At 41.5% G+C, this 24,891-nt stretch carries 27 protein-coding genes and 1 pseudogene; 2 read left to right on the plus strand and 26 right to left on the minus strand.

The window, feature by feature from the left end:
• Positions 1 to 411: 411 nt before the first annotated feature.
• The gene (msbA, locus tag J6578_RS02835) at positions 412 to 2,157 is read right to left on the minus strand and encodes a lipid A export permease/ATP-binding protein MsbA (RefSeq protein WP_287953871.1); all 1,746 of its coding nucleotides are present in this window, start codon (positions 2,155 to 2,157) and stop codon (positions 412 to 414) included.
• 822 nt (positions 2,158 to 2,979) lie between these two features.
• On the opposite strand from msbA, the pseudogene J6578_RS02840 reads away from it, so the two are divergent.
• Positions 2,980 to 4,131, plus strand: a pseudogene (locus J6578_RS02840) (DNA recombination protein RmuC); the annotation flags it as partial.
• A gap of 228 nt (positions 4,132 to 4,359) precedes the next feature.
• On the plus strand, positions 4,360 to 5,646 hold the full coding sequence (locus J6578_RS02845; protein WP_287953873.1) for an AmpG family muropeptide MFS transporter: 1,287 nt from the start codon (positions 4,360 to 4,362) through the stop codon (positions 5,644 to 5,646).
• A gap of 121 nt (positions 5,647 to 5,767) precedes the next feature.
• Here J6578_RS02845 and J6578_RS02850 read toward each other — a convergent pair whose 3' ends face one another.
• From J6578_RS02850 to rplR, 25 genes are all read right to left on the minus strand, one after another.
• Positions 5,768 to 6,403 (minus strand): MBL fold metallo-hydrolase, encoded by a 636-nt coding sequence (locus J6578_RS02850; RefSeq protein WP_287953874.1) that lies wholly within the window; start codon positions 6,401 to 6,403, stop codon positions 5,768 to 5,770.
• Between the two features lie 25 nt (positions 6,404 to 6,428).
• On the minus strand, positions 6,429 to 7,235 hold the full coding sequence (locus J6578_RS02855) for a sulfite exporter TauE/SafE family protein (RefSeq protein WP_287953875.1): 807 nt from the start codon (positions 7,233 to 7,235) through the stop codon (positions 6,429 to 6,431).
• An 84-nt stretch (positions 7,236 to 7,319) separates the two neighbouring features.
• Complete coding sequence (purH, locus tag J6578_RS02860) at positions 7,320 to 8,894, minus strand: bifunctional phosphoribosylaminoimidazolecarboxamide formyltransferase/IMP cyclohydrolase (RefSeq protein WP_287953876.1); 1,575 nt, start codon at positions 8,892 to 8,894, stop codon at positions 7,320 to 7,322.
• A gap of 32 nt (positions 8,895 to 8,926) precedes the next feature.
• Positions 8,927 to 9,172 (minus strand): helix-turn-helix domain-containing protein, encoded by a 246-nt coding sequence (locus J6578_RS02865; RefSeq protein WP_037407002.1) that lies wholly within the window; start codon positions 9,170 to 9,172, stop codon positions 8,927 to 8,929.
• A 38-nt stretch (positions 9,173 to 9,210) separates the two neighbouring features.
• Positions 9,211 to 10,209, minus strand: coding sequence for a tRNA dihydrouridine synthase DusB (gene dusB / locus J6578_RS02870; protein WP_287953877.1), 999 nt, complete (start codon positions 10,207 to 10,209; stop codon positions 9,211 to 9,213).
• Positions 10,210 to 10,653: 444 nt separating this feature from the next.
• Positions 10,654 to 12,531, minus strand: coding sequence for a 1-deoxy-D-xylulose-5-phosphate synthase (gene dxs / locus J6578_RS02875; protein WP_287953878.1), 1,878 nt, complete (start codon positions 12,529 to 12,531; stop codon positions 10,654 to 10,656).
• 209 nt (positions 12,532 to 12,740) lie between these two features.
• The gene (gene rlmH, locus J6578_RS02880) at positions 12,741 to 13,211 is read right to left on the minus strand and encodes a 23S rRNA (pseudouridine(1915)-N(3))-methyltransferase RlmH (RefSeq protein ID WP_093092393.1); all 471 of its coding nucleotides are present in this window, start codon (positions 13,209 to 13,211) and stop codon (positions 12,741 to 12,743) included.
• Between the two features lie 32 nt (positions 13,212 to 13,243).
• Positions 13,244 to 13,633, minus strand: coding sequence for a ribosome silencing factor (rsfS, locus tag J6578_RS02885; RefSeq protein WP_037406998.1), 390 nt, complete (start codon positions 13,631 to 13,633; stop codon positions 13,244 to 13,246).
• A gap of 63 nt (positions 13,634 to 13,696) precedes the next feature.
• The gene (nadD, locus tag J6578_RS02890; protein ID WP_239363913.1) at positions 13,697 to 14,332 is read right to left on the minus strand and encodes a nicotinate-nucleotide adenylyltransferase; all 636 of its coding nucleotides are present in this window, start codon (positions 14,330 to 14,332) and stop codon (positions 13,697 to 13,699) included.
• Positions 14,329 to 14,892: a beta-class carbonic anhydrase gene (locus tag J6578_RS02895; RefSeq protein ID WP_037406993.1), complete on the minus strand. Its 564-nt coding sequence runs from the start codon at positions 14,890 to 14,892 to the stop codon at positions 14,329 to 14,331. The genes nadD and J6578_RS02895 overlap by 4 nt, the downstream gene beginning before the upstream one ends.
• A 127-nt stretch (positions 14,893 to 15,019) precedes the next feature.
• The gene (locus tag J6578_RS02900) at positions 15,020 to 16,333 is read right to left on the minus strand and encodes an NCS2 family permease (protein WP_093092397.1); all 1,314 of its coding nucleotides are present in this window, start codon (positions 16,331 to 16,333) and stop codon (positions 15,020 to 15,022) included.
• 211 nt (positions 16,334 to 16,544) lie between these two features.
• On the minus strand, positions 16,545 to 17,873 hold the full coding sequence (miaB, locus tag J6578_RS02905; RefSeq protein WP_093092399.1) for a tRNA (N6-isopentenyl adenosine(37)-C2)-methylthiotransferase MiaB: 1,329 nt from the start codon (positions 17,871 to 17,873) through the stop codon (positions 16,545 to 16,547).
• Between the two features lie 14 nt (positions 17,874 to 17,887).
• Complete coding sequence (locus J6578_RS02910; RefSeq protein WP_093092401.1) at positions 17,888 to 18,274, minus strand: hypothetical protein; 387 nt, start codon at positions 18,272 to 18,274, stop codon at positions 17,888 to 17,890.
• A 540-nt stretch (positions 18,275 to 18,814) separates the two neighbouring features.
• Positions 18,815 to 19,198, minus strand: a complete 384-nt coding sequence (gene rplQ / locus J6578_RS02915) for a 50S ribosomal protein L17 (RefSeq protein ID WP_093092403.1) — start codon at positions 19,196 to 19,198, stop codon at positions 18,815 to 18,817.
• A gap of 18 nt (positions 19,199 to 19,216) precedes the next feature.
• Positions 19,217 to 20,203, minus strand: coding sequence for a DNA-directed RNA polymerase subunit alpha (locus tag J6578_RS02920; protein WP_093092405.1), 987 nt, complete (start codon positions 20,201 to 20,203; stop codon positions 19,217 to 19,219).
• A gap of 24 nt (positions 20,204 to 20,227) precedes the next feature.
• Positions 20,228 to 20,848 (minus strand): 30S ribosomal protein S4, encoded by a 621-nt coding sequence (gene rpsD / locus J6578_RS02925; RefSeq protein ID WP_025331687.1) that lies wholly within the window; start codon positions 20,846 to 20,848, stop codon positions 20,228 to 20,230.
• 15 nt (positions 20,849 to 20,863) lie between these two features.
• Complete coding sequence (gene rpsK / locus J6578_RS02930; RefSeq protein WP_025331688.1) at positions 20,864 to 21,256, minus strand: 30S ribosomal protein S11; 393 nt, start codon at positions 21,254 to 21,256, stop codon at positions 20,864 to 20,866.
• A gap of 16 nt (positions 21,257 to 21,272) precedes the next feature.
• Positions 21,273 to 21,635 (minus strand): 30S ribosomal protein S13, encoded by a 363-nt coding sequence (gene rpsM, locus J6578_RS02935; RefSeq protein WP_037406984.1) that lies wholly within the window; start codon positions 21,633 to 21,635, stop codon positions 21,273 to 21,275.
• A 58-nt stretch (positions 21,636 to 21,693) separates the two neighbouring features.
• On the minus strand, positions 21,694 to 21,807 hold the full coding sequence (gene rpmJ / locus J6578_RS02940) for a 50S ribosomal protein L36 (RefSeq protein WP_003697674.1): 114 nt from the start codon (positions 21,805 to 21,807) through the stop codon (positions 21,694 to 21,696).
• Between the two features lie 18 nt (positions 21,808 to 21,825).
• Positions 21,826 to 22,044, minus strand: coding sequence for a translation initiation factor IF-1 (gene infA, locus J6578_RS02945; protein ID WP_003684714.1), 219 nt, complete (start codon positions 22,042 to 22,044; stop codon positions 21,826 to 21,828).
• Positions 22,045 to 22,049: 5 nt separating this feature from the next.
• Complete coding sequence (secY, locus tag J6578_RS02950; RefSeq protein ID WP_287953879.1) at positions 22,050 to 23,366, minus strand: preprotein translocase subunit SecY; 1,317 nt, start codon at positions 23,364 to 23,366, stop codon at positions 22,050 to 22,052.
• A 13-nt stretch (positions 23,367 to 23,379) separates the two neighbouring features.
• Positions 23,380 to 23,814 (minus strand): 50S ribosomal protein L15, encoded by a 435-nt coding sequence (gene rplO, locus J6578_RS02955; RefSeq protein ID WP_093092410.1) that lies wholly within the window; start codon positions 23,812 to 23,814, stop codon positions 23,380 to 23,382.
• A gap of 1 nt (position 23,815) precedes the next feature.
• Positions 23,816 to 24,001, minus strand: a complete 186-nt coding sequence (gene rpmD, locus J6578_RS02960; protein ID WP_037406978.1) for a 50S ribosomal protein L30 — start codon at positions 23,999 to 24,001, stop codon at positions 23,816 to 23,818.
• Positions 23,994 to 24,512 (minus strand): 30S ribosomal protein S5, encoded by a 519-nt coding sequence (rpsE, locus tag J6578_RS02965; protein WP_093092412.1) that lies wholly within the window; start codon positions 24,510 to 24,512, stop codon positions 23,994 to 23,996. The genes rpmD and rpsE overlap by 8 nt, the downstream gene beginning before the upstream one ends.
• A gap of 19 nt (positions 24,513 to 24,531) precedes the next feature.
• Entirely contained in the window at positions 24,532 to 24,885 is a 354-nt protein-coding gene (gene rplR, locus J6578_RS02970; RefSeq protein ID WP_037406974.1) for a 50S ribosomal protein L18, read from the minus strand.
• Positions 24,886 to 24,891 lie beyond the last annotated feature (6 nt).

A 24,891-nucleotide genomic window follows, 5' to 3' on the forward strand; every position in this document is an offset into this window, starting at 1 on the left:
CAGCAGGCAAAATAAACACCATCTTAAAAAATTTTAACGTATCAAAAGACTTTAATCATGAGGCATTAGGTATTGATATTGCAGTCAGTTTACCAGTGTAGGCAGAATTACCTTGTTAATAGGATAAACTAGCCAAATATCGTGATTTTCCATTAAAAATACGAGAGGATAATAAACCGAGACTAATCGGAAATGGAATCACTATCACTATTTGGGCAAAATTACATGATATCATTATAGACTATCTTAAACCAAACAACCCATAATTCCATACTCTAGTTTGGCTCTAGTAATATGGTATTTATAATCGATTTGTAGAATTTTCATATTGCGTAGCACTTACCACAAAATTTAATTCTTTATCTTCATCTCACTTATGATTCAATATATTTTTTAATTTATATACTTATTTTAGCCATGTTGCATATTATATAAAGTAGCGTAACGCCCTTTTAGCCGTAATAGATCATTGTGCTTCCCTTGCTCAACAATTTGACCATCATGCATCACAATAATATTATCAGCTTTTTCAATAGTAGAAAGTCTATGAGCAATTATAATTGTGGTTCGATTTTGCATTAACAAATCTAGTGCAGATTGGACAAGGCGTTCAGATTCAGCATCTAGAGCACTGGTGGCTTCATCTAGAATTAATATTGGAGCATTTTTTAATATTGCTCGGGCAATTGCTATACGTTGACGCTGCCCACCAGACAGTTTCATTCCCATATCACCTATCATAGTTTCTAAGCCATCTGGCATTTTTTCAATAAACTGCCATGCATTAGCTGCTTTTGCGGCTTGTATTATTTGTTCTTCTGTGGCATTAGGAAAACCATATTTTATATTGTTAGCTATATTATCATTAAATAAAATTACATCTTGGCTTACAAGAGCCATTTTAGAACGAAGGCTATTAAGTTCATAATTTTGAACATCAATCCCACCAATTTTTAAACTGCCAGTCGTCACATCAAAAAATCGAGGAATGAGATTAACGGTAGAAGTTTTACCACATCCAGACTCTCCAACCAAAGCAACAGCAGTACCCTGTTTGACAACAAGATTTATATGATTTATAGCATTTTTTTCAGTCCCAGAATATTTTAATACAACATTTTGGAATTCAATATCACCAGGTTCATCAGGCATTATTCTGATTCCTTTATTTTCTTCTTCGCGTAGTTTAAGGAATGAAAAAACACCGGTTGCAGCAATGATACCACCTTGAAGCACAGAATTAACGTTAGTAATTCTCTTTAGCGGATCAAACATCATCAGCATTGCTGTTAAAAAAGACATAAAATCGCCAGCAGAAAAACCAGCATGGGCAGCACGTTGGGCAGCAACATATAAAATAATTGATAATGAAGTAGCGATAAGTAATTGTGTTGAAGCACTAGCAATAGAAGTATAAGACTGACGACGTACAGCAATATGGCGAAGATCTTTGTTAATCTTTTCAAAACGAGCTGTTTCATACTTTTGACCACCATATATCCGCACTACACGGGTGCCATCAACAGCCTCAGTTAAGATTTGTATAACTTCTCCCATGCCACTTTGTGCTTTTGAGGCTAAGCGTCGAATACGACCATTAATATTTCTTACTAACAACGCTATTAAAGGTATCGTAGCGAAAGTAATTAAAGTCAATTGCCAATCCAGCCAAAACAACCAACACAATAAACCTATTACAGTTACTCCATCTTTTGCAATTATTGTAATAACATCGAAACCAGCTCCTGTAATATTTCTCGCATCATTGGTAATACGGGAAACCATGTGTCCACGACTGTTTTCACTATAATACTTTACCGGCAGTAACATCATTTTTGCGAATAAATCACGCTGAATATGCTGCACCATAATATTAGAAATATATGCACTAGTATATTCATTTATATAGTTTGCGGTGCCACGTAAGATAAACAAACCAACAATTTCTAGAGGAATCCACTTCATTGCCTCAATATTCTTTTCTACAAACCCATTATCAATAATAGGCTTTAATAAAGCAGCAAACCAAGGCCCAGATACCCCGACAGCAATCATGGCAAGAACTGAAATGAAAAAATAACCCAGTAATCCACGCATATATGGGTATAGATTACGATACAATTCTTTTAAAGAATAAAAATCACTGTTTTTTTTCATCAAGTGCAATCAAGTTTGATTTAATACGATTTTAATTATAGATTAATCTATATTTAGAATGCTATTCTAGCAACTATTTAATAAATATTAATATTTGAAAATTAAATTTAAATTAGTCTAATTTCAACACTGATTATAAATTTATAATCGTATTCGTAAAGACTTTAATTTCGGTAATTTAGCTTTCATTTATTAATTCTGCTTATACATTATTTTCAACATTTATACTTTCTGTTTCATAAAACAAAATTCCATTTTTTAAAGCTCGAATTACAAAATTTTATTAAATTAATTTAAAAAGTATATTAAGCAACCTTATTTACAAATCATCTTGTAAATCGTGAATTTAAACTAATTTAAACATTTGCGCTATCAATTATCTGATCCTTGTATCATGCATGATATTATATATAGATTCTACACTTCTGACAATGGATTAAAAATAAAATGATTGAATTTCATGTATTTGCATGGTTATTGCTAATCATTATAGTATTGATGGCGTTTACAATTTGGTATTCACTCCATAATCTTAAACAATTACAAAACTGTCAGAATCAATTTAATCTTGTACAAAATAAGCTTAATGAGTGCCATATTCAATTAACTACAGCCAGAGCAGAAAATCAGCAAATTATTATTTTTAAGGAGAATAAAGAGAAGCTTGAGCAACAACTGCAATACTCAAATAACCATTTACAAGACATTACTAGTCGTTTTGCTGTTGCTCAGCAACAACTTCTTAATTGGCAACAACAAGAAAATGAATGGCGTTTACGTGAAGAAAAATATATGCAGGTTCAGGAGGAACTGAATCATGTCCGTGTAGAAAATAGTCGTCTGGCTTCACAGCTACAGCATGAACGTGAGGCATATGAAGAAAAACTAGTACTTTTAAATGAAGCTCGTACCAGTCTCAGTGACCAGTTTAAATCACTGGCTAATGATATTCTGGAAGAGAAGAGTAAACGCTTCAGTGAGCAGAATCAGGCCAGTCTTAGCCAATTGCTGAATCCTCTACACGAACGTATGCAAGGATTTAGTCAGCTGGTGCAAAATACCTATGAAAAAGAAGCTAAAGAGCGGACTACTCTGGAAACTGAGCTGAAACACTTACAGCAGTTGAATGCACAATTGCATTATGATGCCAAAGCACTTACTGATGCGTTGTCTGGCACCCAAAATAAGAATCAGGGTAACTGGGGCGAAATGATTCTGGAAAAGGTATTGGAAAATTCTGGTTTGCACAAGGGGCGGGAATATGTTTTACAGGCTTCTTCTACTGTTATTGATGAGTTTGGCCGCCAACGTCGCTTGCAACCGGATGTACTGGTAAATTTACCAGAAAATAAACAGATAGTTATTGATGCTAAAACATCGCTTACTGCTTATGTGCGCTATACTCAGGCAACTGATGCCAGCAGTGCTGACAAGGCTTTAGCCGCACACATTCAGTCGGTACGTCAGCACATCAAAGAGCTGTCGGCCAAATGCTATGATGAAATTGATGGGCTAAATACGCTGGATTTTGTGTTTATGTTTATTCCGGTTGAACCAGCCTATTTACTTGCGCTACAACAGGATAATCAGCTGTTTGATGACTGCTTTCAAAAGCGGATTATGCTGGTTGGACCCAGTACTTTACTGGCTACGCTACGTACAATTGCTCATATCTGGCGTAGTGAACAACAAAATCAGAATGCTTTGACTATCGCAAAGGAAGGCGGCAGGTTGTATGACAAGTTTGTTGGCTTTGTAAATACTCTGGAAGGTGTGGGTAAAAATCTGGATCAGGCACAAGGACAATTTCAGAAAGCCATGGGACAATTGGTAAGTGGTCGTGGAAATCTGGTGAGTAAAGCCAATAAATTGCGTCAACTGGGTGTGCAAAGCAGTAAAAATTTGCCTGAACACTATCAATGTCTGGAAGAGGACGAAGAAGAATTACCTGTGGCCACTACAGATTCTCTCTGATTAGACTCTCCCAATTCAATAGTTAATTATCTGTTGTACATCGATGACTTGGATAGCACCTGATGTAAGCCATGAGTACATGTTGCTTTATGTGATTTCAAACTGGCGTACAATAGCGAGTTCATTACTAGTCTGTTTTCTTTTTTAACAATTTGTGCCAATTGCATAAGAGCTGAGATTTATGCAGGTTTTTCGGGCATATGTGATTTACTGGTGGATTATATCTGTATGACTCAGAATAATACTCAATTAACTACACCTTTATGGCATAAAATTTTCAGTCGCCATATGCTGATTTGTGTGTTTACCGGTTTCAGTTCTGGCCTACCGTTATATTTTCTGATTAATCTGGTACCGGCGTGGCTGCGTAATGAAGGTGTAGATCTCACTACTATTGGTCTGTTTTCAATCGTTGGTTTACCTTTTACTTGGAAGTTTTTATGGTCACCATTGATGGATGCGGTTTATTTTCCATGGCTGGGAAGACGACGTAGCTGGATGTTTATCACACAGGTTGCTCTATTGCTGGCGCTGCTAGGTTATATGGTGCTTAATCCACAGCAGAACATGACGGCGATTAAGATTTTGTCTTTGTTTGTGGCTTTTTTTGCTGCCAGTCAGGATATTGTATTGGATGCTTTCCGGCGTGAAATATTACAGGATAATGAGCTTGGGCTGGGTAATGCGATTCATGTTAATGCCTATCGTATTGCGGCACTGGTTCCGGGCTCTTTAGCACTCATTCTGGCCGATATATATCCATGGCCAACGGTATTTGCTATTACAGCATTATTTATGTTGCCCGGGATGTTGGTGACTCTCTTTCTGGCTCATGAACCAAAGCTACCTGTACTGACATCTAAGTCTTTTAAACAGACTGTTATTGATCCTTTTGAGGAGTTTTTTGCCCGTAAAGGCGTTAAAAGCGCTTTGCTGGTACTATTTTTTATTTTCCTATATAAACTTGGTGACAGTATGGCTACTGCGCTGGCTACACCCTTTTATTTGGATATGGGCTTTAGTAAGAAAGATATTGGTCTGATTGCTAAAAATGCTGGTTTATGGCCAACGATTATTGCTGGAATTCTGGGTGGTATCTGGATGATTAAGCTGGGCATTAATCGTGCTTTATGGTTATTTGGGCTGGTACAGGTTTTTTCTATTCTGGGTTTTGCCTGGCTGGCTAGTCAGGGACCCTTTACAGTTATCGGTACAAAACAGCTGTTGATACTGGCTGCTGTTATTGGATTTGAGGCTGTTGGTGTAGGTTTGGGTACGGCTGCTTTTGTGGCTTATATGGCGCGGGAAACCAATCCCGCCTTTACGGCGACACAACTGGCGCTGTTTACCAGTCTTGCTGCAGTACCAAGAACCTTGATTAACGCAACTACAGGCTATTTGGTTAACTGGTTAGGCTATGTGAGTTTTTTCTGGTTATGTTTTTTTCTAGCCTTACCCGGTATGCTGTTATTGTTGAAAGTTGCGCCATGGAATAAAAGGCTAATCAATGTTTGAATGTTCATTACCCATGATTTGATGATAAGAAATTTACTACACATTTGTCTGTAATCAACTAAGCATGTAGTTATTTTCTAATATTTAAATTTAAGTTCCTTGCAAATAAGTGGTGGTATGATTAACGCAAAAATGGATTATATTCTTTTTCATGACCAATCGTAGTCATCAATCCATGCCCCGGCAAAACTCGAGTTTCATCGGGCAAGGTAAACAATTTACTCTGAATGCCATGAATTAAATCAGCATGATTCCCACCTGGGAAATCAGTACGGCCAATGGATTCCCGAAATAAAACATCGCCAGTAATCAGCAGGCTATTCGCCTGACTGTAGAATACAACGTGACCGGGAGTATGCCCGGGTATGTGATAGACAACAAATGTGTGTTCACCAACAGTTAACTTATCACCATCCTGTAACCAGTGAGTAGGTGTAAACGGCTGACTAAGAGGAAAGCCATAATTAGTGGTAACCTCCGGTAATGCCTGCAACCAGTAATCGTCTGCCTGATGTGGCCCCCATACTGGAACAGCGTGCTGGGCAGTTAAATCTGTCACCCCACCAGCATGATCAAGGTGTCCGTGTGTTAACCAGATGGCCTGTAATTTGAGCTGGTACTTGTCTACCTCACTCAATAAACGTTCGGCTTCACCACCGACATCTGTCAATATTGCCTCTTTGCTAACATCATCCCATAGTAGTGCCGCATTCTGTTGAAACGGGGTTACGGGTATAACTTTCATCTGTAAAGCCATTTTTTTCCTTTATTTTGCTACCCATTTATAATAACAGGGCTTTACTTAAAAAATACATACTCATGAATAATAGTAAACAGGCAAAACATTTTTTCAGCATAGCGGGTGAAAGTCGGTGTGCTACTTTTGCTCCCTGTCTAGCCGTGATAAAGCTCATTATACTGATGCCAATAAATGCATAAATATGCACATAACCAATGGTATGAGCTATATGGATTTGTTCATGCGCACCAAAAAACATGAAACCTAAAGCACCTGTAATTGCAATTGGCAGACCACAGGCAGCAGAAGTACCAACAGCCTGTTGCATAGTTAGCCCGCTGCGACTCAGATAAGGTACGGTTAAGCTGCCGCCACCAATACCAAATAAGGCGGAAGCTATGCCGATAATGGCACCTGCGAACCAGTGCCAGTATGGATTAATTGATTGTCCCTGCTGTAAATTGCTTTTTGTCTGGGCACTGTAAAACATGTTGATTCCAACGAGCAAGGAAAAAATACCAATAATCAGTTGCAGCTTCTGACCTGACAAGGCATCAGCAATAGCAGCACCGCCAAATGAGCCTAGTATAAGCCCGGGAGTTAATTGCCCTACTACCAGCCACAATACTGCATGGTTTTTATTATGAGCCAGTATAGAACTGATGGAAGTAACCATGATGGTAGCCAGAGATGTTCCCAGAGCCAAATGCATACTTACCGCTTCTCCATAACCGGATTGCATAAAGACAATATACAGAACAGGTACCACAATTAATCCACCGCCAACCCCAAACAGGCCGGCGGCAAAACCTGCTACAGTACCTATTAATAAATAAGTAAGCAGTTCCATAGATAAGTCGATTAAACGATAATGCTGGTATGCGCTAGTGGCTAAATTAAAATTGCATTACTTCTGAAAGATAATGGCCTAATTTTAATGGCGGAAGTGACGCACGCCGGTTATTACCATGGCAATATCATGCTCATTGGCAGCAGTAATTACTTCTTCATCACGTACAGAACCACCCGGCTGGATAATAGCCTTAATACCTTGCGCAGCAATCACATCGACCCCGTCTCTAAACGGAAAAAATGCATCTGAAGCAGCACAGGCACCAGCAAGTTCAAAGCCTGCATCTTGAGCTTTACGCGCAGCTATTCGCGTTGAATCAACCCGGCTCATTTGCCCTGCACCTATTCCGTAGGTTTGTCCACCCTTGCCAAATACAATTGCATTAGATTTCACGTATTTGGCTACTTTCCATACGAATAGTAAGTCCTGCATTTCCTGCTCTGTGGGTGTACGCCTTGTTACAACCTTTAATTGATTCATTTCTATCTGATGATTATCTGTAGTCTGTACCAGCAAACCACCGCCAACACGTTTTAATTCAAACTGATTTGCTCCGACTGACACAGAAATTTCTAGCACACGCACATTCTTTTTGGCCGCTATGATGGTTTTTGCTTCAGCAGTAAATTTTGGAGCCATTAGTACTTCAAGAAACTGGCCGGTAACGGCCTCTACTGTTGCGGCATCTACTTCGCAATTAAAAGCAATAATACCGCCAAAAGCGCTGGTAGTATCTGTAGCAAATGCCAGCTGATATGCAGTTAAGGTATCAGCAGCAACTGCAACCCCACACGGATTAGCATGTTTTACGATGACACAGGCAGGCTGGGTAAAAGATTTAACAGCTTCCCAGGCAGCATCAGCATCAGCAATATTGTTATACGATAATTCTTTTCCCTGTAGTTGCTGATAATTAGCCAGACTACCAGCGGCCGGTTGTAAATCACGATAAAAGGCAGCCTGCTGATGCGGATTTTCGCCATAGCGTAAATCCTGTACTTTTAGCCAGCTTTGATTATATTGTTGTGGGAAAGTATGTAAATTCGGTTGCCCAGCCAAATTTTTGTCATCAACACTAGTCAGATAATTGGCAATCATGCCATCGTATTGAGCAGTGTGCGCAAAAGCTTTTCGAGCCAAGCTAAAACGGGTCTGTGCTGACAGGCAACCATGTTGCTTTAACTCGGTAATAATTGCTACATAATCATTACAATCTGTAACAATGGCCACATCTCGCCAGTTCTTAGCGGCAGAGCGCACCATGGACGGGCCACCAATGTCAATATTCTCGATAGCATCTTCTAGTGTACAATCCGGCTTCGCCACTGTTGCAGCAAATGGATACAGATTCACACATACAAGATCTATGGTGCCGATATCATGCTTGGCCATTTGTGCCTTGTGTTCAGGGCAGTCGCGCCGTCCTAGAATCCCACCATGAATTTTTGGATGTAATGTCTTTACCCGCCCATCCAGCATCTCTGGAAAGCCGGTATAGTCGGCCACTTCAGTTACTGCGACACCAGCATCGGCCAATAAACTAGCTGTTCCTCCTGTTGAGAGTAATTCGACACCCAATTGCGTTAGCTGATGTGCAAAATCAATCACACCGGTTTTGTCTGACACACTCAACAGTGCCCATTTGATTACAGCCATGGTTTTTCCCTTAATATACAAATATTACTGATTCAATCCAACAAATGATATTGCGTTAATTTTTTACGTAGTGTATTGCGGTTCAAACCCAGAATCTGTGCTGCACGAGTTTGATTATGCTCACAAACCTCCATCACACAACGTAATAGCGGTAGTTCCATCTGCTGCAACACCATATCATAGACCGCGCAAGGTGTTTCACCATCCAGATCAGCAAAATACTGTCTTATATTTGCCTCTATACATTGTGCGATACTAACTTTAGGTGTTCCACTCATTTACATTTTCCTTATATGGCAGGGAAAACTGTTTACAGCTACCGATAGGCACACGGCCATGCGGTTAATTGTGCAACCTGCCTGTCTAAAAAGTCATTCACCAGTTGTAACTGCAATTGCGCATTATCTACTGTATTAATGTGCCTGCGAAAATGCTCACCTTCCGGTAATGCAGCTACATACCACCCAATATGCTTACGGGCAATACGTACACCCATAACCATGCCATAAAAATCATGCATGGCAACAATATGACGTGTTATCACTTGAGCATGCTCAGCCACAGTCAGCGAAAGCGGCAAACGACCATACTTATGGTAATGCACAAGGTCACGAAACAGCCATGGTTGCCCCTGAGCTGCACGTCCAATCATTACACCATCCGCACCAGTGTCCTGCCATACCCTTAATGCTTTTTGCGGACTGATAATATCCCCATTAACCCACACTGGCAGGTTTACCTGCTGTCGTACCTGTGAAATCAAATCATAACTGGCCTCTCCACGATACATTTGTGTACGTGTACGGCCATGTATTGCAAGAGCAGTAATTCCTGCCTGTTCTGCTATCTGTGCAATAGTCAAAATGTTGCGATGCTCATCATCCCAGCCAAGACGTGTTTTAAGGGTTACCGGTACATCAACAGCATCGACAACTGCCTGTAAAATTGCTTCAACCAGCGATTCATTTTGTAGTAAAGCACTACCTGCCAGCGCATTACATACTTTTTTTGCCGGACAACCCATATTGATATCAATAACCGCTGCACCACGGGCTACATTATAGCGTGCCACATCTGCCAACTGCTTCGGATCACTACCGGCAATCTGCACCACCCTGATACCATTCTCACCCTCATAATTCACTCGCTGTAAAGTCTTGCGTGTTTGCTGCAATTGCGGATTACTGGTAATCATTTCACTCACAGCCCAGCCTGCACCAAATTCACGACATAGCTGGCGAAATGGTTTATCAGTTATTCCTGCCATGGGTGCTAAGGCAAAAGGAGAAACAAGCTGATAACAACCAATATGCATAACAAATAAAAAAGATAAGGGGAAAACAATAGCCGGATATGGCCATTGTACAATTTTTAGGCAGGTACTCCAAACGCAAATACCATCATTTACTAAAAAAATTGATTATAGTAGTACATAATCCAAACTAAACTGAAATAGCTTCCGCCTTTTATCGTTCAATATTAAGACAGTATAGCGTAGTACAATGATTTCGTTTCAAATCTGGAACAATACAACTGAATAAATTTCTTGAATTATCGGAAAAGCACTAGCAACAAACTATGCCCAATACTTACCTGTAAAATCTGCCAGCCATCTGCAAACACATGATTTAATATTGAAACAAAAATTTTATAATGAAAATTTCCCACAATTCAGTTATAAATCATTGAATAATATAATGATATTTACTTACAAATATAACAAAAGATATCGCTTACCTATAACCATTCAGATAAAAGCTTACCCTATCCACTGAAGAATCTGTTGCCGAATCTTGTCAGCACTTAGTCCTATTTGCTCAAGCACTTGTGTTGTATCACCATGTCCGGTAACCACATCAGGTATCCCCAGAGTCAATACCGGTTTATTCTGCTTATGCTGCGCCAGCACTTCAAGGACAGCACTTCCTGCGCCACCAATCTGGCTATTCTCTTCCAATGTAACCAAATAATCATATTCTGCTGCCAGTTGTAGCAATAGCTCCGTATCCAATGGCTTCACAAAACGCATATCTGCCACAGCAGCATCAATTGCATTAGCCACAATAAGGGCTGTTTGCACCATACTGCCAAATGCAATTAAAGCAATTTTGTCTCCTTGACGGCGCAGCACCCCCTTGCCAATCGGTACTGTAGCCAAATCAGCTCCTGCATCAACACCTGCACCTATACCACGAGGATAGCGTACAGCTGCAGGCTGATTAAGCTGATAGCAGCTTGATAGCAACAAACGACATTCACGCTCATCACTTGGCACTGCAATGACCAGATTAGGCACACAGCGCAGATAACTCAAATCATAAACACCAGCATGCGTTGGACCATCTGCCCCAACAATTCCGCCACGATCAATTGCAAACAAAACCGGTAAATTCTGTAATGCCACATCATGAATCAACTGATCGTAAGCCCGTTGCAGGAAAGTGGAGTAAATTGCCACTACCGGCTTCATTTGCTCACAAGCTAAACCAGCTGCAAAAGTTACAGCGTGCTGCTCAGCAATACCGACATCAAAATAACGTTCTGGATATTGCCGTGCAAATTCTACCAGACCACTGCCTTCACGCATGGCCGGTGTAATTGCCAACAAATTTTGATCTACTGCTGCCTGATCCAGTATCCATTGGCCGAAAATTTGGGTATACGTAGGTTTAGACACCGTTACAGACGAATGCAAGCCCTGCTGTGGATCAAACGCACTGACAGCATGAAAACTAACCGGATCATTTTCAGCCAGTTTATAACCATGACCTTTTTTAGTAATGATGTGCAATAGCTGCGGTCCTTTACGATTCCGCATATCCTGCAACACATCTACCAGCTGAATAACATCATGCCCATCAATCGGTCCCGAATAAGTAAAACCGAAATTATCGAATAAAGACAGCGTATCAGTACTGGTACTCTCTTCAATCAGATCTTTGATTTTATTTTCCACCCGCTGCGCTACATCCAGAGCCCCCGGCACTAAACCTAATACTTTTTCTGATTTATGTTTGATTGATTTCACCAACCCTTTAACATCATGCAAAGGATTTTTGGCCAGATATTTGGGCAGTGCACCGACATTTGGTGAAATAGACATCTCATTATCATTAAGAATAACCAGCAAATCAATATCCATATCACCAGCATTATTTAATGCTTCAAACGCCTGCCCCGCAGTCATCGCACCATCACCAATAATAGCAACATTGCGGTTAGTTTTATGCTGTAATTTATCAGCGACAGCCATACCCAGTGCAGCACCAATCGACGTAGAAGAATGACCAACACCAAACACATCGTATTCCGACTCGCTACGCTTGGGGAAACCAGCCAGACCACCACATTGACGCATAGTCGTCATACGTGTTTTACGCCCTGTCAGGATTTTGTGCGGATAACTCTGATGGCCTACATCCCAGATCAGATGATCTTGCGGCGTCTGGTATACATAGTGCAGAGCAACTGTTAATTCAACCGCGCCCAGATTACTGGCAAAATGTCCACCAGTTTTACTTACTGATTCCAGTAAATAAGCGCGTAACTCATTTGCCAGCTGAGGTAACTGGTTCTTTTGCAAACGGCGCACATCCTGTGGTAAATCAATAGTATCAAGCAGAGGGGTAGGATTCATAATCAGACTTTACTTGTTATTAATGCAGAAACGGGTCATATACCAGCCAAACCAAGCGCACAGCAATTATATACTAACATACCCCCTGTACGGGGGTATTCATTTCATGTCAACAAATTATTTTATCCTGATTAATCAGAACAAGCTGTATGCATCAAAACCATGACTAAAACATAAACATATACTCAAATTACTGACATCCATCAAAATCATTCACGATGGTATGGATGATTATGCAAAATCGACTGAGCACGGTAAAGCTGCTCAGTTAACAGTACACGCACCATGCCATGTGGCAAAGTTAGACTGGAAAGGCGCAATAACAAATTTGCCCGCTGCTTTAAACGATCAGTCAGCCCGTCTGCGCCACCGATAACAAAACACAGATTATCACCCTGTTGCTGCCATCGTTTCAACCAATCCGCCAGCTCCATGGAAGTTGGCGCTTTCCCACGTTCATCCAGTACAATCAGATAACTATGTGAGGGAATAGCTGCAACAATACGTTCCTCTTCTGCGGCCATCGCCTGCGCAGCATTAATACCGGCACCACGTTTTTCCGGCTTGATTTCCCTAAGCTGAAACTGAATCTCACGGCCAAACCTTTTACTATAATCGGCTACCGCATAATCCACCCAGTGCGGCATTTTTGTTCCTACCGCCAGTACTGTAATATTCATTTAATCTCAATAAATATATCGTCCAGCAAGCATCAATCTACTGCTTGCCATGGTTTAGCTGCGCCTGCATGGAAAGAAGGCTTCTCTCCACCCCATAAAGCTTCGATATCATAATAATCACGCACCGCAGGCTGCATCACATGAACAACCAGATCACCAGCATCAACCAGTGCCCATTCACCACTATCAAGGCCTTCCGTACTAATAATATCGTAACCAGCCTCTTTTAAATCCACAACAACATTATTTGCCAGAGCCTTTACCTGACGCGTACTGTCACCACTGGCAATAATCATCCGAGAAAACAGCGAAGTTTGTGCCGATGTATCCAGTACAGTAATGTCTTTACCTTTAACATCCTCGAGTGCATTAACGCCAATGGCTACCATATTGTCCCATTGCGCGATAAGATTTTCATCCATACAGTAAATATCCTATTGTGTTAAAAGCATTTCCTGCTCAGAAATACTCTATAAATATATAAATTATGCCTGATAAAGGCGTTCGCGGTCGATATACTCCGCCACACTAGCCGGAACGCAATCATGACTACCCATCGGCCATTGCTTTCGAATATCAGTGGAACTCACCGGTAAGAAAGATGCCTGCAATAACACTGCACGTCCGCCATCATTGCCCTCCGGTGTAGTCAGATTTTTAGCTAATGCTTCAGGTAACCATTGCTGTAATGTCGCAGGCAAAGCTGCTAAGCGTTGCTCGCCACGTTGAGCTATAGCTAGATTAACACCTTGTAATAAAGCCTCATAACGATGCCAGTTCGGTAATTGCAACAATGAATCCATTCCCAGCAACCACCATAACTGTGCCTGCGCAAATACCTGATGAAATAGAGACACAGTATCAATCGTATAAGTAGGTCCTTTACGTACCACATCACAATCAGACACACTAAAGCGTTCATCTACAGCAATCATCTGCTCCACCATAGCCAGACGCTGCGCCGCAGTAGTACAGGTAACAACTTGTTTATGATACGGTTCACCTGCTGGAATAAAAATAACACTTTCGAGTTCTAATTCATCAGCGAAAGCCTGCGCGATATGAATATGGCCATTGTGTGGTGGATCAAAAGTACCACCAAACAAACCGATACGTTTCATATTTTATTTCCGTTAACCACAATATTCAGCTTACCCGTAATCGGGTGAATGACCAGACCATGTACTTTAATCTCACTCGGCATCAATGGATGCTTACGTATCATATTAACCGAATGCATAATCGCATCTTCCACACTATCAAAATCAGTGAGCCATTTATGAAAATCTACGCCCGCATTCTCCAAAATTTCAAGACGCTCATCACTGACACCCCGAGCACGCATTCGATCAAGCATATCGGGGACATGCAATTCCTGCATACCGCAATCATAATGCCCAATTACCATAATTTCATGCACATGCATCTCAAATACAGCCACCAGCAATGAGCGCATCACAGAACCCCATGGGTGAGTGACCAAAGCGCCTGCATTACGAATCACCTTGGCATCTCCATTTTTCAGCCCCAGAGCGCGCGGTAATAAATCCAGAATTCGTGCGTCCATACAGGAAACAATAGCCAGATTTTTTTCTGGATACTTGTCCGTAAAAAACTGCTCATATTCTTCAGCATCAACAAATTTCTGGTTAAAGTCCATAATCTCATCAATTAAAGACATAATTCCTCCCTTTTCATTTATATAATAGCTGCACCCTGCTCAATATATCAGTGCATCAGCGCCCAGAATATATAGCTATAAAGTATTCAGGCAGCCGTAACGGCTGCCTGTTACAAACCGGATTATCTCACGCACCTAGCCAGAGCAGTTTGAATGCCCACAATAAAGCAATAATCCATACCATATAAGATACTTCTTTAACCTTACCACAGAACAACTTAATCAGTGCGTAACTGATAAAACCCATCGCTATGCCATCTGCAATAGAATAAGCAAAAGGCATAAAAATCAGAGTAAAGAATGCAGGTGCTGCCTCAGTAACATCTTTCCAGTCAATTTCTGTCATACTGCGCATCATCAGCACTCCTACATACAGCAATGCAGGGGCAGTAGCATATTCTGGAACACTAGCCGCTAGTTTAGAAAACCATAAACTGGCCAGCATCAAAACACCAACTACTACTGCTGTCAAACCAGTACGACCGCCAACAGCAGCTCCAGCCGCAGATTCCACATAAGCAGTAGTAGAAGAAGTGCCCAAACCAGCACCAACCACAATCGCGGTTGAATCAGCTAACAATGCCTTTTTCACTCGTGGCAACTTACCATCTACCAGCAAACCAGCGCGACCAGCAACACCGATCAGAACACCGGTACTGTCAAATAAATCCACAAAGAAAAATACAAAAATAACACTAACCAGACTCATGGTAAACAAATCATGAAAGTCCAGCTGCAGAAATGTCGGAGCCAACGAAGGAACTGGTGCAAACACGTGTTGAAATTGATTAAGTCCGGTTACAGAAGCAATTGCCGTAATTAATAAAATACCAATAATAATCCCGCCACGCACTCGGAAATGTTCCAATGCAACAATCAGACAGAAGCCGACAATTGCCAAAAGCACCTTTGGAGAATGAATATCACCCAAACTAACCAAAGTAGCTGGATTGGATACCACAATGCCGGCACTTTTCAGCGCCACCAGAGCCAGAAACAACCCGATGCCGCCACCAATGGAATATTTGAGGGAATTTGGTAACGAATTAACAATCGCCTCACGTACTTTAAACAAGCTCAGAATAATAAAAATGATGCCAGAAACAAAAACCGCTCCTAATGCTACCTGCCACGGGATACCCATACCCTTTACCACAGCATAAGTAAAATAAGCATTCAGCCCCATTCCGGGTGCCAGAGCTATCGGATAATTTGCTATCAGCCCCATCATCATACAAGCAAAGGCTGAAGAAATACAGGTAGCCACAAAAACCGCACCGAAATCCATACCGGCATCTTGAAGAATAGTGGGATTAACCACCAAAATATAACTCATTGCCAAAAAAGTGGTCAGACCAGCTAACACTTCAGTGCGTACACTGCTGCCACTTTCTTTAATTTTAAAAAAACGATCCAAAAAAGAAGTAACCGCTAGGCTCATGCCAATTCCTTTTAATACCGAAAAAAGGCCAGATAAAACCAGTTATCACCAAAAATTTTCCTGATAACCGGACAATAAAAAATTTAAATAACTACTACATCAAAATCCGACAACAAGCACAGCCTTTATACCTGTATTAATATGTACATGTACCTGTATTCACACGAGTGAACTAATGCGGTGTTTTTCCTCTATTCTGCAACTGAGTACTTTATTCGGCTAAGACTAACTTTCCGCGCAAAGAAAATGTATATGCTTCAGTAATTTCCAGCTCCACCATTTGATTAATCAAACGAGGATGTCCCGTAAAATTAACTACCCGGTTATTTGCCGAACGCGCTTGTAACTGGTCTGGATCCTTTTTCGACACTCCTTCCACCAGACAACGCTGCACACTACCAACCATAGACTGATTAATTCGAGCCGTTTCAGCTTCAATTACACTATTCAATGCTTCCAGACGACGTACCTTCTCAGCATGTGGCGTATCATCCGGCAAATTTGCTGCCGGTGTACCCGGACGAGGACTATAAATGAAGACAAAGCTTAAATCAAAAGCCAAGTCCTGTACCAACTTCAGAGTCTGCTCAAATTCACGTTCCGTTTCACCAGGAAAACCAACAATAAAGTCTGAGCTTAAACACAAATCCGGCCGGATAGCACGTAATTTGCGAATAATATGTTTATACTCAAGTGCAGTATAACCGCGCTTCATCGCTGTTAAGACACGATCAGAACCAGACTGTACCGGCAAATGCAAATGCGATACCAATTTCGGCAAATCACGATAGCATTCAATAATAGCATCAGAAAATTCACGCGGATGACTTGTCGTAAAGCGCATACGTTCAATACCCGGTATCTCGTGGACTATGCGTAACAAAGTAGCAAAATCACATACTTCACCATCGCCCATATCTCCACGATAGGCATTTACATTCTGTCCGAGCAGATTAATTTCCTTAACACCCTGTTGTGCCAGACCAGCAATTTCAGTTAAAACATCCTCCAGCGGGCGTGAAAACTCCTCACCACGGGTATAAGGCACAACACAAAAACTACAATACTTGGAACAGCCTTCCATAATCGAGACAAATGCTGCACCACCTTCAACCCGTGCAGGTGGCAGATGATCAAACTTTTCAATTTCCGGAAAAGAAATGTCTACTTGAGACAGACCACTGGTTTCCTTATCCTGAATCATCTTCGGCAAACGATGTAAAGTCTGCGGACCAAATACCACATCTACATAAGGCGCACGCTGAATAATTGCTTCACCTTCCTGTGAAGCAACACAACCGCCAACCCCGATAATCAAATCCGGATTCTTAGCTTTTAAAGGCCTGATGCGCCCTAAATCTGAAAATACTTTTTCCTGAGCTTTTTCTCGCACTGAGCAGGTATTAAAAAGAATAATATCCGCATCTTCGGCTCGGTCAGTGCGTTCTAATGGTTGCCCTTCAGCCAGTACAGACAGCATTTTTTCACTGTCATACTCATTCATTTGACAACCAAAAGTTCGTATAAATACTTTTTTCATATCACCTAACAATATTAATCAACCTGAGGGTTATTCGGACGAACCAATGCATCCCGCTCCTCATCCGTCAATATCCAGATTTCCTGAATCTGATTTGCCTTATCAAATCGTACTGCTATAGGTATATTCTTAAACCGATATAAAGTATTGTAAGTAACAAAACGATTACTAGTATCATGTACTCGGACTACTTTGCTTAACTGAAATGTTTTATTACCTTTCATTAAACCCAGACTTAAAGTGCGTAACCAAGCTTTTTTCGCCGTACCCAGCACCACCTGCTGTCCTTCAGCACTCTTCATCACAACAATACGAACATCATTAGGTAAAACACGACTAGCCCATACAAACGAAGAGGTAAAGAAAATCAAACCACATAACGCCAAACGCAAATACTTCATGTTTTCTCCTTAAATAACAATGAAGGTCACCTTACAGGCAATAATTATACGCAGAAGACAAATAACTAACAGCTTACAAAGCAAAAAAGTCTTTTAAAAGCTAGGCAACTAAATAATCAGCATATAAACATCAATTTAAACAAAAGTACCCTGCTAAATTTCAAGAAATACAATTAAATTGAAATCATACTTAGTTTTTAGTTAAAGACAGCTCATAATCAATACTTACAACAAATTTCAACGTAAAATCCACATACTGATATACCTTAAAAGAAAACCCAAACAACAAGCCATCAACTAAACTTTATAAAATTGCGTGCTTTGGCCACCGAATTAAAACTAACGACTACATAACATTTAATATTATTCGCATATATTACTTACCAGCGAATACATTGAATTGATAAAGCAACAATATTAAACATAAGTCCAAATGCACAAATTAAAAAAGAAAAGTATCAAAGCCATCAAGCATAGAGGGAAACAAAACATCAAAATGAAACAAGCCAGCCCAACGGCTGGCTTGTCTGTGTAGCCTGATTACTCAGCTACAGCTTGTGTTTCAGGAGCTTTCTCAACTAACTCAACTAAAGCTAGTGGAGCATTATCACCCTTACGAAAACCATACTTCAATATGCGCAGATAGCCACCATTACGATTAGCAAAGCGCGGGCCTAACTCATTAAAAAGTTTCACCACAACGTCACGATCACGCGTACGATTAAAAGCTAAACGATGATTAGCCAATGAAGGCTTTTTACCTAAAGTAATCAATGGTTCAGCTACACGACGTAACTCTTTTGCTTTAGGCAAGGTAGTTACAATTGCTTCGTGAGTCAACAAAGAATTGGCCATATTACGCAACATAGCAGCACGGTGACTACTGGTGCGGTTTAATTTGCGGTTACCATTACGATGACGCATGTCATTATCCTTTAATCATCAAACTTGAGGCTTTTCCAGACTGGCCGGTGGCCAGGCTTCTAGTTTTGAACCCAACGTCAAACCTTTGGAAGCCAAAACTTCCTTGATTTCGTTCAGAGATTTTCTACCCAAATTCGGGGTTTTCAATAATTCAGTCTCTGTGCGTTGAATCAAATCGCCAATATAGTAAATATCTTCAGCTTTCAAGCAGTTTGCTGAACGAACAGTCAACTCCAGATCATCAACTGGACGAAGCAAAATCGGATCAATTGGTGGTTCTTTTTCTTCCACCACCGCAACCGGAGTACCCTGTAAATCGGCAAAAATTGACATCTGGTCAATTAAAATACAGGCCGCACTGCGAACCGCTTCTTCTGGATCAATAGCACCATTGGTTTCAATATCCAGAACCAAGCGGTCTAAATCAGTACGCTGCTCTACACGAGCGGGTTCCACTTCAAAGCTAACACGACTGATAGGCGAAAAGCTTGCATCTAGTTGAATAGCGCCGATACGTTTGTGGTCGTCTTTATTTCGACGTCCTGACACAGATTCATAACCTCGACCTTGTTCAACCTTAATTTCCATATTAATACTACCACCTTCAGAAAGATGGCAAATAACATAATCAGGGTTAACAATTTCGACATCGTGTGGTAACTCTATATCAGCAGCAGTAACAACACCTGCACCTGATTTTTTCAGACTTAAAGTTACCTCTGTGCGGCCATGCACCTTGAATACTACGCCCTTCAGATTCAGCAGGATATCAACAACATCCTCCTGTACGCTGTCAAGCGTAGAGTATTCATGCAATACGCCTTCAATCGTTACTTCTGTCGACGCATAACCATTCATTGATGACAGTAAGATACGACGCAAAGCATTACCCAACGTATGGCCGAAACCACGTTCAAAAGGCTCCATAGACACTTTGGCACGGGTTGCAGACAAGGTGTCAACGTCAATTTGACGTGGCTTCAAGAATTCGGATGTGTTTTGCATTTAACTGTCCTCACTTAACCAGCTTTATTTAGAGTAAAACTCTACCACCAGCTGTTCATTAATATCGCCACTCAATTCAGTGCGATCTGGCATGTTTTTGAAAACACCTTCCAGTTTGCCCTCTTCAACGGAAACCCAGCTTGGCAAACCAATCTGACTGGCCAAACTGAATGCTTCCTGAATGCGCACCTGTTTTTTGGCTTTTTCGCGAACAGCAACAACATCACCAGCTTTTACCTGAAAAGAAGGAATGTTCACAACCTGACCGTTCACGGTAATGGCTTTGTGAGATACCAACTGACGAGCCTCAGCGCGGGTAGAACCAAAACCCATGCGGTATACCACATTATCTAAACGAGATTCCAACAACTGAAGCAGCAGTTCACCAGTCGAACCTTTACGACGGGCTGCTTCAGCAAAATAACGGCGAAACTGACGTTCTAAAACACCGTAAATACGGCGGATTTTCTGTTTCTCACGCAATTGCAAACCATAACCAGATAAACGCGGTTTTTTCGCACCATGCTGGCCAGGAGCAGAGTCCAATTTACATTTAGAATCCAGAGAGCGACGTGCACTCTTCAGGAACAGATCAGTGCCCTCACGACGGGCTAATTTACATTTCGGGCCGGTATAACGTGCCATACTCAAATACTCCTGTTAGATACGACGTTTTTTTGGTGGCCGACAACCATTGTGTGGCAATGGTGTAACGTCTGTAATACTGGTAATCTTAAAACCAAGAGCGTTGAGCGCACGTACAGAAGATTCGCGACCAGGACCCGGCCCCTTAATACGAACTTCCAGATTTTTTACGCCATACTCTTGGGCAACTTTACCAGCTGCTTCAGCCGCAACCTGAGCGGCAAATGGTGTGCTCTTACGTGAACCTTTAAAACCAGCACCGCCAGAGGTAGCCCAAGATAATGCATTGCCCTGACGATCAGTGATAGTAATGATGGTATTATTAAAAGATGCATGTACATGCACAATACCTTCACTTACAGATTTACGTACTTTCTTGCGCACACGAGCTGTGTTTGCTTTAGCCATTATTGTTCCTTATCAATTATTTCTTGCCTGCAATCGCCTTACGCGGACCTTTACGCGTACGTGCATTGGTACGAGTACGCTGACCACGACAGGGTAAACCACGGCGATGACGCAGACCACGATAACAGCCCATGTCCATCAAACGTTTGATGTTCATGGTCACTTCACGACGCAAATCACCTTCTACATGGTATTTGGCAATCTGTTCACGTAAAGCATCAAGTTGAGCCTCGTCCAAATCTTTTACTTTAGTGCTCGGCACAACGCCGGCAGCTTCGCAAACCAGTTTAGCGCGAGACGAACCAATACCATAAATAGCCTGAAGGCCAATTACGATATGGGCATTGTTAGGGATATTTACCCCTGCAATACGAGCCATATTTTTTCCTTAGGGCAAAAAGTCTGTCACTATAACACAAAGACTTATGGTTATCCAATTAGCCTTGACGTTGTTTATGACGAGGGTCAGTACAAATCACACGTACAACACGGTTGCGACGAATGATTTTACAATTGCGGCAAATTTTTTTTACCGATGGCTGAACGCGCATATTATTTCCTTTCTACTCTTAGCGGGCGCGGAAAACGATGCGAGCACGAGTCAAATCGTACGGAGTCAATTCAACAGTCACTTTATCTCCAGGAGAAATGCGAATATAGTGCATACGCATTTTCCCAGAAATATGACCTAAAACAACGTGATCGTTTTCAAGTTTAACTTTAAAAGTTGCGTTGGGCAGGGTTTCAAGGATTTCACCCTGCATTTGTATGGTATCTTCTTTAGCCATAATACTTAACGACGTGATGATAATGATTTCATCGCAGAACGCTTCATTAAATGTTCGTACTGACTACTCATAACATATGAAGCAATTTGCGTTTTAAAATCCATGGTCACCACCACCAGAATAAGTAGTGAGGTGCCACCTAGGTAGAAAGGTACATTCATCGCAGAAGTTAGTACTTCTGGAATCAGGCACACGATAGCTATATAAATTGCGCCCCAAAAAGTCAAGCGCAATACAACTCTCTCCAGATAACGGCTGGTTTGTTCACCAGGGCGAATACCCGGCACGAAAGCACCACTTTTCTTCAGATTTTCTGCCATTTCTCTTGGATTAAATACAAGAGCCGTATAGAAATAACAAAAGAAGATAATAGTAGCTGCAAATAGCAAAATATAAACAGGCTGACCATGCTGTAACAAACTGGCCAGTTTCTGTAGCCATCCATCCTGATTTGCCGAACCAAACCAGCTTAGCAGAGTAGACGGAAACAAAATAATGCTGGATGCAAAAATCGGCGGAATAACCCCAGCCATATTCAATTTAAATGGTAAATGGGAATTTTGCGCTTGCATAATGCGATTACCAACTTGTCGCTTAGCATATTGCACTGGTACTTTACGCTGTGCACTCTCTATATACACAACTGCATATATTAATGCTAAAGCACCCACGATCAAGGCAACAGCCATCAGATAACTGATAGATCCCTGACTAGTTAATGTTAACAAGCGACCAATACCGGCAGGCAGACTGGCTGCAATACCGGCAGTAATAATCAGCGAAATGCCATTACCAATACCACGTTCAGTAATCTGTTCACCCAACCACATTAAAAACATAGTTCCGGTAACCAGACAGACCATGGTTGAAAAATAAAATTCAAATTGGCTGGATACTACAACATTCTGCTGATAAACAAATGCGGCAGCTCCAAAACTTTGCAAGGTAGCCAGCAAAACGGTGCCATAACGCGTATATTTGGTCAAAGTACGGCGCCCAGCTTCTCCCTCCTTTTTAAGTGCTTTCAAGGCAGGAATAATTTCAGAAGCTAGTTGGACAATAATTGACGCTGAAATATAAGGCATCACACCTATTGCAAAGATACTGAATCGTTGCAACGAACCGCCGGAAAACATATTAAGCATGCTTAATATGCCTCCGCCGGCACTTTCATACAGTTTGGTCAAAGCAGCACCATCCACACCGGGCACTGGTATATGCGAACCGATGCGGAATACAACCAACGCACCAAGTAAAAACATCAGACGATTTTTTAAATCACCGAACTTTGAAAGTCCTGTTGCGGATTGCGGATTAGCCACTTGATTCCTTGCCTTATTCTGCTACTTTACCACCGGCAGCTTCAATGGCCTGTTGCGCACCTTTGGTGGCTTTAATACCATTTAAAGTTACCGCCTTATCAATACTGCCCGATGCAATGATTTTAACATTTAAAGCAGTAGCAGGCACTAGTCCAGCTTGTTTTAGTACCAAAACATCTATTTCGCTAACTGCAACTTTAGCCAGATCATCTAAACGCACTTCAGCATTAAAACCGGCAGTTAAAGATTTAAAGCCACGTTTCGGTAGACGACGCTGCAAAGGCATCTGACCACCTTCGAAACCAACTTTATGATAACCACCTTTACGGCTTTTCTGCCCCTTGTGACCACGGCCACAAGTTTTGCCCAAACCACTGCCGATACCACGACCCACACGGCGAGCCGCATGTTTGGCACCTACAGCTGGTTGAATGGTATTCAAAAGCATGTTACTTCTCCACTTTCAAAAGGTAGCTGATTTTGTTGATCATGCCACGATTTTCGGGGGTATCAAGCACTTCAACGGTATGTTCACGGTGACGTAAACCTAAGCCACGCGCACAGGCACGATGAGCAGCAATAGTACCGATCAGGCTTTTAGCCAATGTAATACGAATGGTTTTTTGCTCACTCATGATCTGCTCCTAAAATTTCTTCTACGGTCAGGCCACGTTTGGCAGCAATCTCAGCAGGCGTATACAGTTTAGACAAACCATCCAACGTTGCACGTACAATATTGTACGGATTAGTTGAACCATGTACTTTAGCTGAAATATTATGAATACCCATAGCATCAAATACTAAGCGCATTGGGCCACCAGCTTTCACACCATTACCTTCTTTGGCAGGTTGCATAAATACGCGAGTAGCGCCATGACGTCCGATTACTTCATGGTGAATAGTACTACCATTCAATGGTACTTTAATCATATTACGACGGGCTTGATCCATAGCTTTCTGTACAGCTACAGGTACTTCTTTGGATTTACCTTTACCCATACCGATACGACCATCGCCGTCACCAACCACGGTTAAAGCCGAGAAAGCCATGATGCGGCCACCTTTAACCACTTTAGTCACACGGTTTACGGCAACCATCTTTTCGATCAGGCCGTCACCGCGTTCTTCAGTTTCGTGTTTTGCCATATTTCTGGTCTCCAGTTTATTAGAAGCTCAAGCCGTTTTCACGGGCTGCCTCAGCCAACGCTTTGACACGACCATGGTATTGAAAACCTGAACGGTCAAATGCTACCGCCTCAATGCCAGCTGCTTTGGCTTTCTCAGCAATGCGTTTACCAACTACTACAGCAGCGTCAACGTTGCTGCCGTATTTGATGCTGGAACGCACATCAGCTTCCAGAGTAGAAGCCTGAGCTAATACTTTGTCACCTTCTGCGCTAATAACCTGGGCATAAATGTGATTATTGGTGCGGAAAACGCACAATCTCACTTTGTTCAGAGCTGCAATTTTGGCACGGGTTTTACGTGCACGACGCAGTCTTGCTACATTTTTATCCATCAGTGA

The organism is Snodgrassella sp. (assembly GCF_024103505.1).
Lineage (GTDB): Bacteria > Pseudomonadota > Gammaproteobacteria > Burkholderiales > Neisseriaceae > Snodgrassella > Snodgrassella communis.

Bases quoted from the DNA above. Each gene is read 5' to 3' on its own strand.
- msbA (WP_287953871.1), bottom strand. From the start codon at position 2,157: ATGAAAAAAAACAGTGATTTTTATTCTTTAAAAGAATTGTATCGTAAT.
- J6578_RS02845 (WP_287953873.1), top strand. From the start codon at position 4,360: ATGACTCAGAATAATACTCAATTAACTACACCTTTATGGCATAAAATT.
- J6578_RS02850 (WP_287953874.1), bottom strand. From the start codon at position 6,403: ATGGCTTTACAGATGAAAGTTATACCCGTAACCCCGTTTCAACAGAAT.
- J6578_RS02855 (WP_287953875.1), bottom strand. From the start codon at position 7,235: ATGGAACTGCTTACTTATTTATTAATAGGTACTGTAGCAGGTTTTGCC.
- purH (WP_287953876.1), bottom strand. From the start codon at position 8,894: ATGGCTGTAATCAAATGGGCACTGTTGAGTGTGTCAGACAAAACCGGT.
- J6578_RS02865 (WP_037407002.1), bottom strand. From the start codon at position 9,172: ATGAGTGGAACACCTAAAGTTAGTATCGCACAATGTATAGAGGCAAAT.
- dusB (WP_287953877.1), bottom strand. From the start codon at position 10,209: ATGCATATTGGTTGTTATCAGCTTGTTTCTCCTTTTGCCTTAGCACCC.
- dxs (WP_287953878.1), bottom strand. From the start codon at position 12,531: ATGAATCCTACCCCTCTGCTTGATACTATTGATTTACCACAGGATGTG.
- rlmH (WP_093092393.1), bottom strand. From the start codon at position 13,211: ATGAATATTACAGTACTGGCGGTAGGAACAAAAATGCCGCACTGGGTG.
- rsfS (WP_037406998.1), bottom strand. From the start codon at position 13,633: ATGGATGAAAATCTTATCGCGCAATGGGACAATATGGTAGCCATTGGC.
- nadD (WP_239363913.1), bottom strand. From the start codon at position 14,332: ATGAAACGTATCGGTTTGTTTGGTGGTACTTTTGATCCACCACACAAT.
- J6578_RS02895 (WP_037406993.1), bottom strand. From the start codon at position 14,892: ATGTCTTTAATTGATGAGATTATGGACTTTAACCAGAAATTTGTTGAT.
- J6578_RS02900 (WP_093092397.1), bottom strand. From the start codon at position 16,333: ATGAGCCTAGCGGTTACTTCTTTTTTGGATCGTTTTTTTAAAATTAAA.
- miaB (WP_093092399.1), bottom strand. From the start codon at position 17,873: ATGAAAAAAGTATTTATACGAACTTTTGGTTGTCAAATGAATGAGTAT.
- J6578_RS02910 (WP_093092401.1), bottom strand. From the start codon at position 18,274: ATGAAGTATTTGCGTTTGGCGTTATGTGGTTTGATTTTCTTTACCTCT.
- rplQ (WP_093092403.1), bottom strand. From the start codon at position 19,198: ATGCGTCATCGTAATGGTAACCGCAAATTAAACCGCACCAGTAGTCAC.
- J6578_RS02920 (WP_093092405.1), bottom strand. From the start codon at position 20,203: ATGCAAAACACATCCGAATTCTTGAAGCCACGTCAAATTGACGTTGAC.
- rpsD (WP_025331687.1), bottom strand. From the start codon at position 20,848: ATGGCACGTTATACCGGCCCGAAATGTAAATTAGCCCGTCGTGAGGGC.
- rpsK (WP_025331688.1), bottom strand. From the start codon at position 21,256: ATGGCTAAAGCAAACACAGCTCGTGTGCGCAAGAAAGTACGTAAATCT.
- rpsM (WP_037406984.1), bottom strand. From the start codon at position 21,635: ATGGCTCGTATTGCAGGGGTAAATATCCCTAACAATGCCCATATCGTA.
- rpmJ (WP_003697674.1), bottom strand. From the start codon at position 21,807: ATGCGCGTTCAGCCATCGGTAAAAAAAATTTGCCGCAATTGTAAAATC.
- infA (WP_003684714.1), bottom strand. From the start codon at position 22,044: ATGGCTAAAGAAGATACCATACAAATGCAGGGTGAAATCCTTGAAACC.
- rplO (WP_093092410.1), bottom strand. From the start codon at position 23,814: ATGCTTTTGAATACCATTCAACCAGCTGTAGGTGCCAAACATGCGGCT.
- rpmD (WP_037406978.1), bottom strand. From the start codon at position 24,001: ATGAGTGAGCAAAAAACCATTCGTATTACATTGGCTAAAAGCCTGATC.
- rpsE (WP_093092412.1), bottom strand. From the start codon at position 24,512: ATGGCAAAACACGAAACTGAAGAACGCGGTGACGGCCTGATCGAAAAG.
- rplR (WP_037406974.1), bottom strand. From the start codon at position 24,885: ATGGATAAAAATGTAGCAAGACTGCGTCGTGCACGTAAAACCCGTGCC.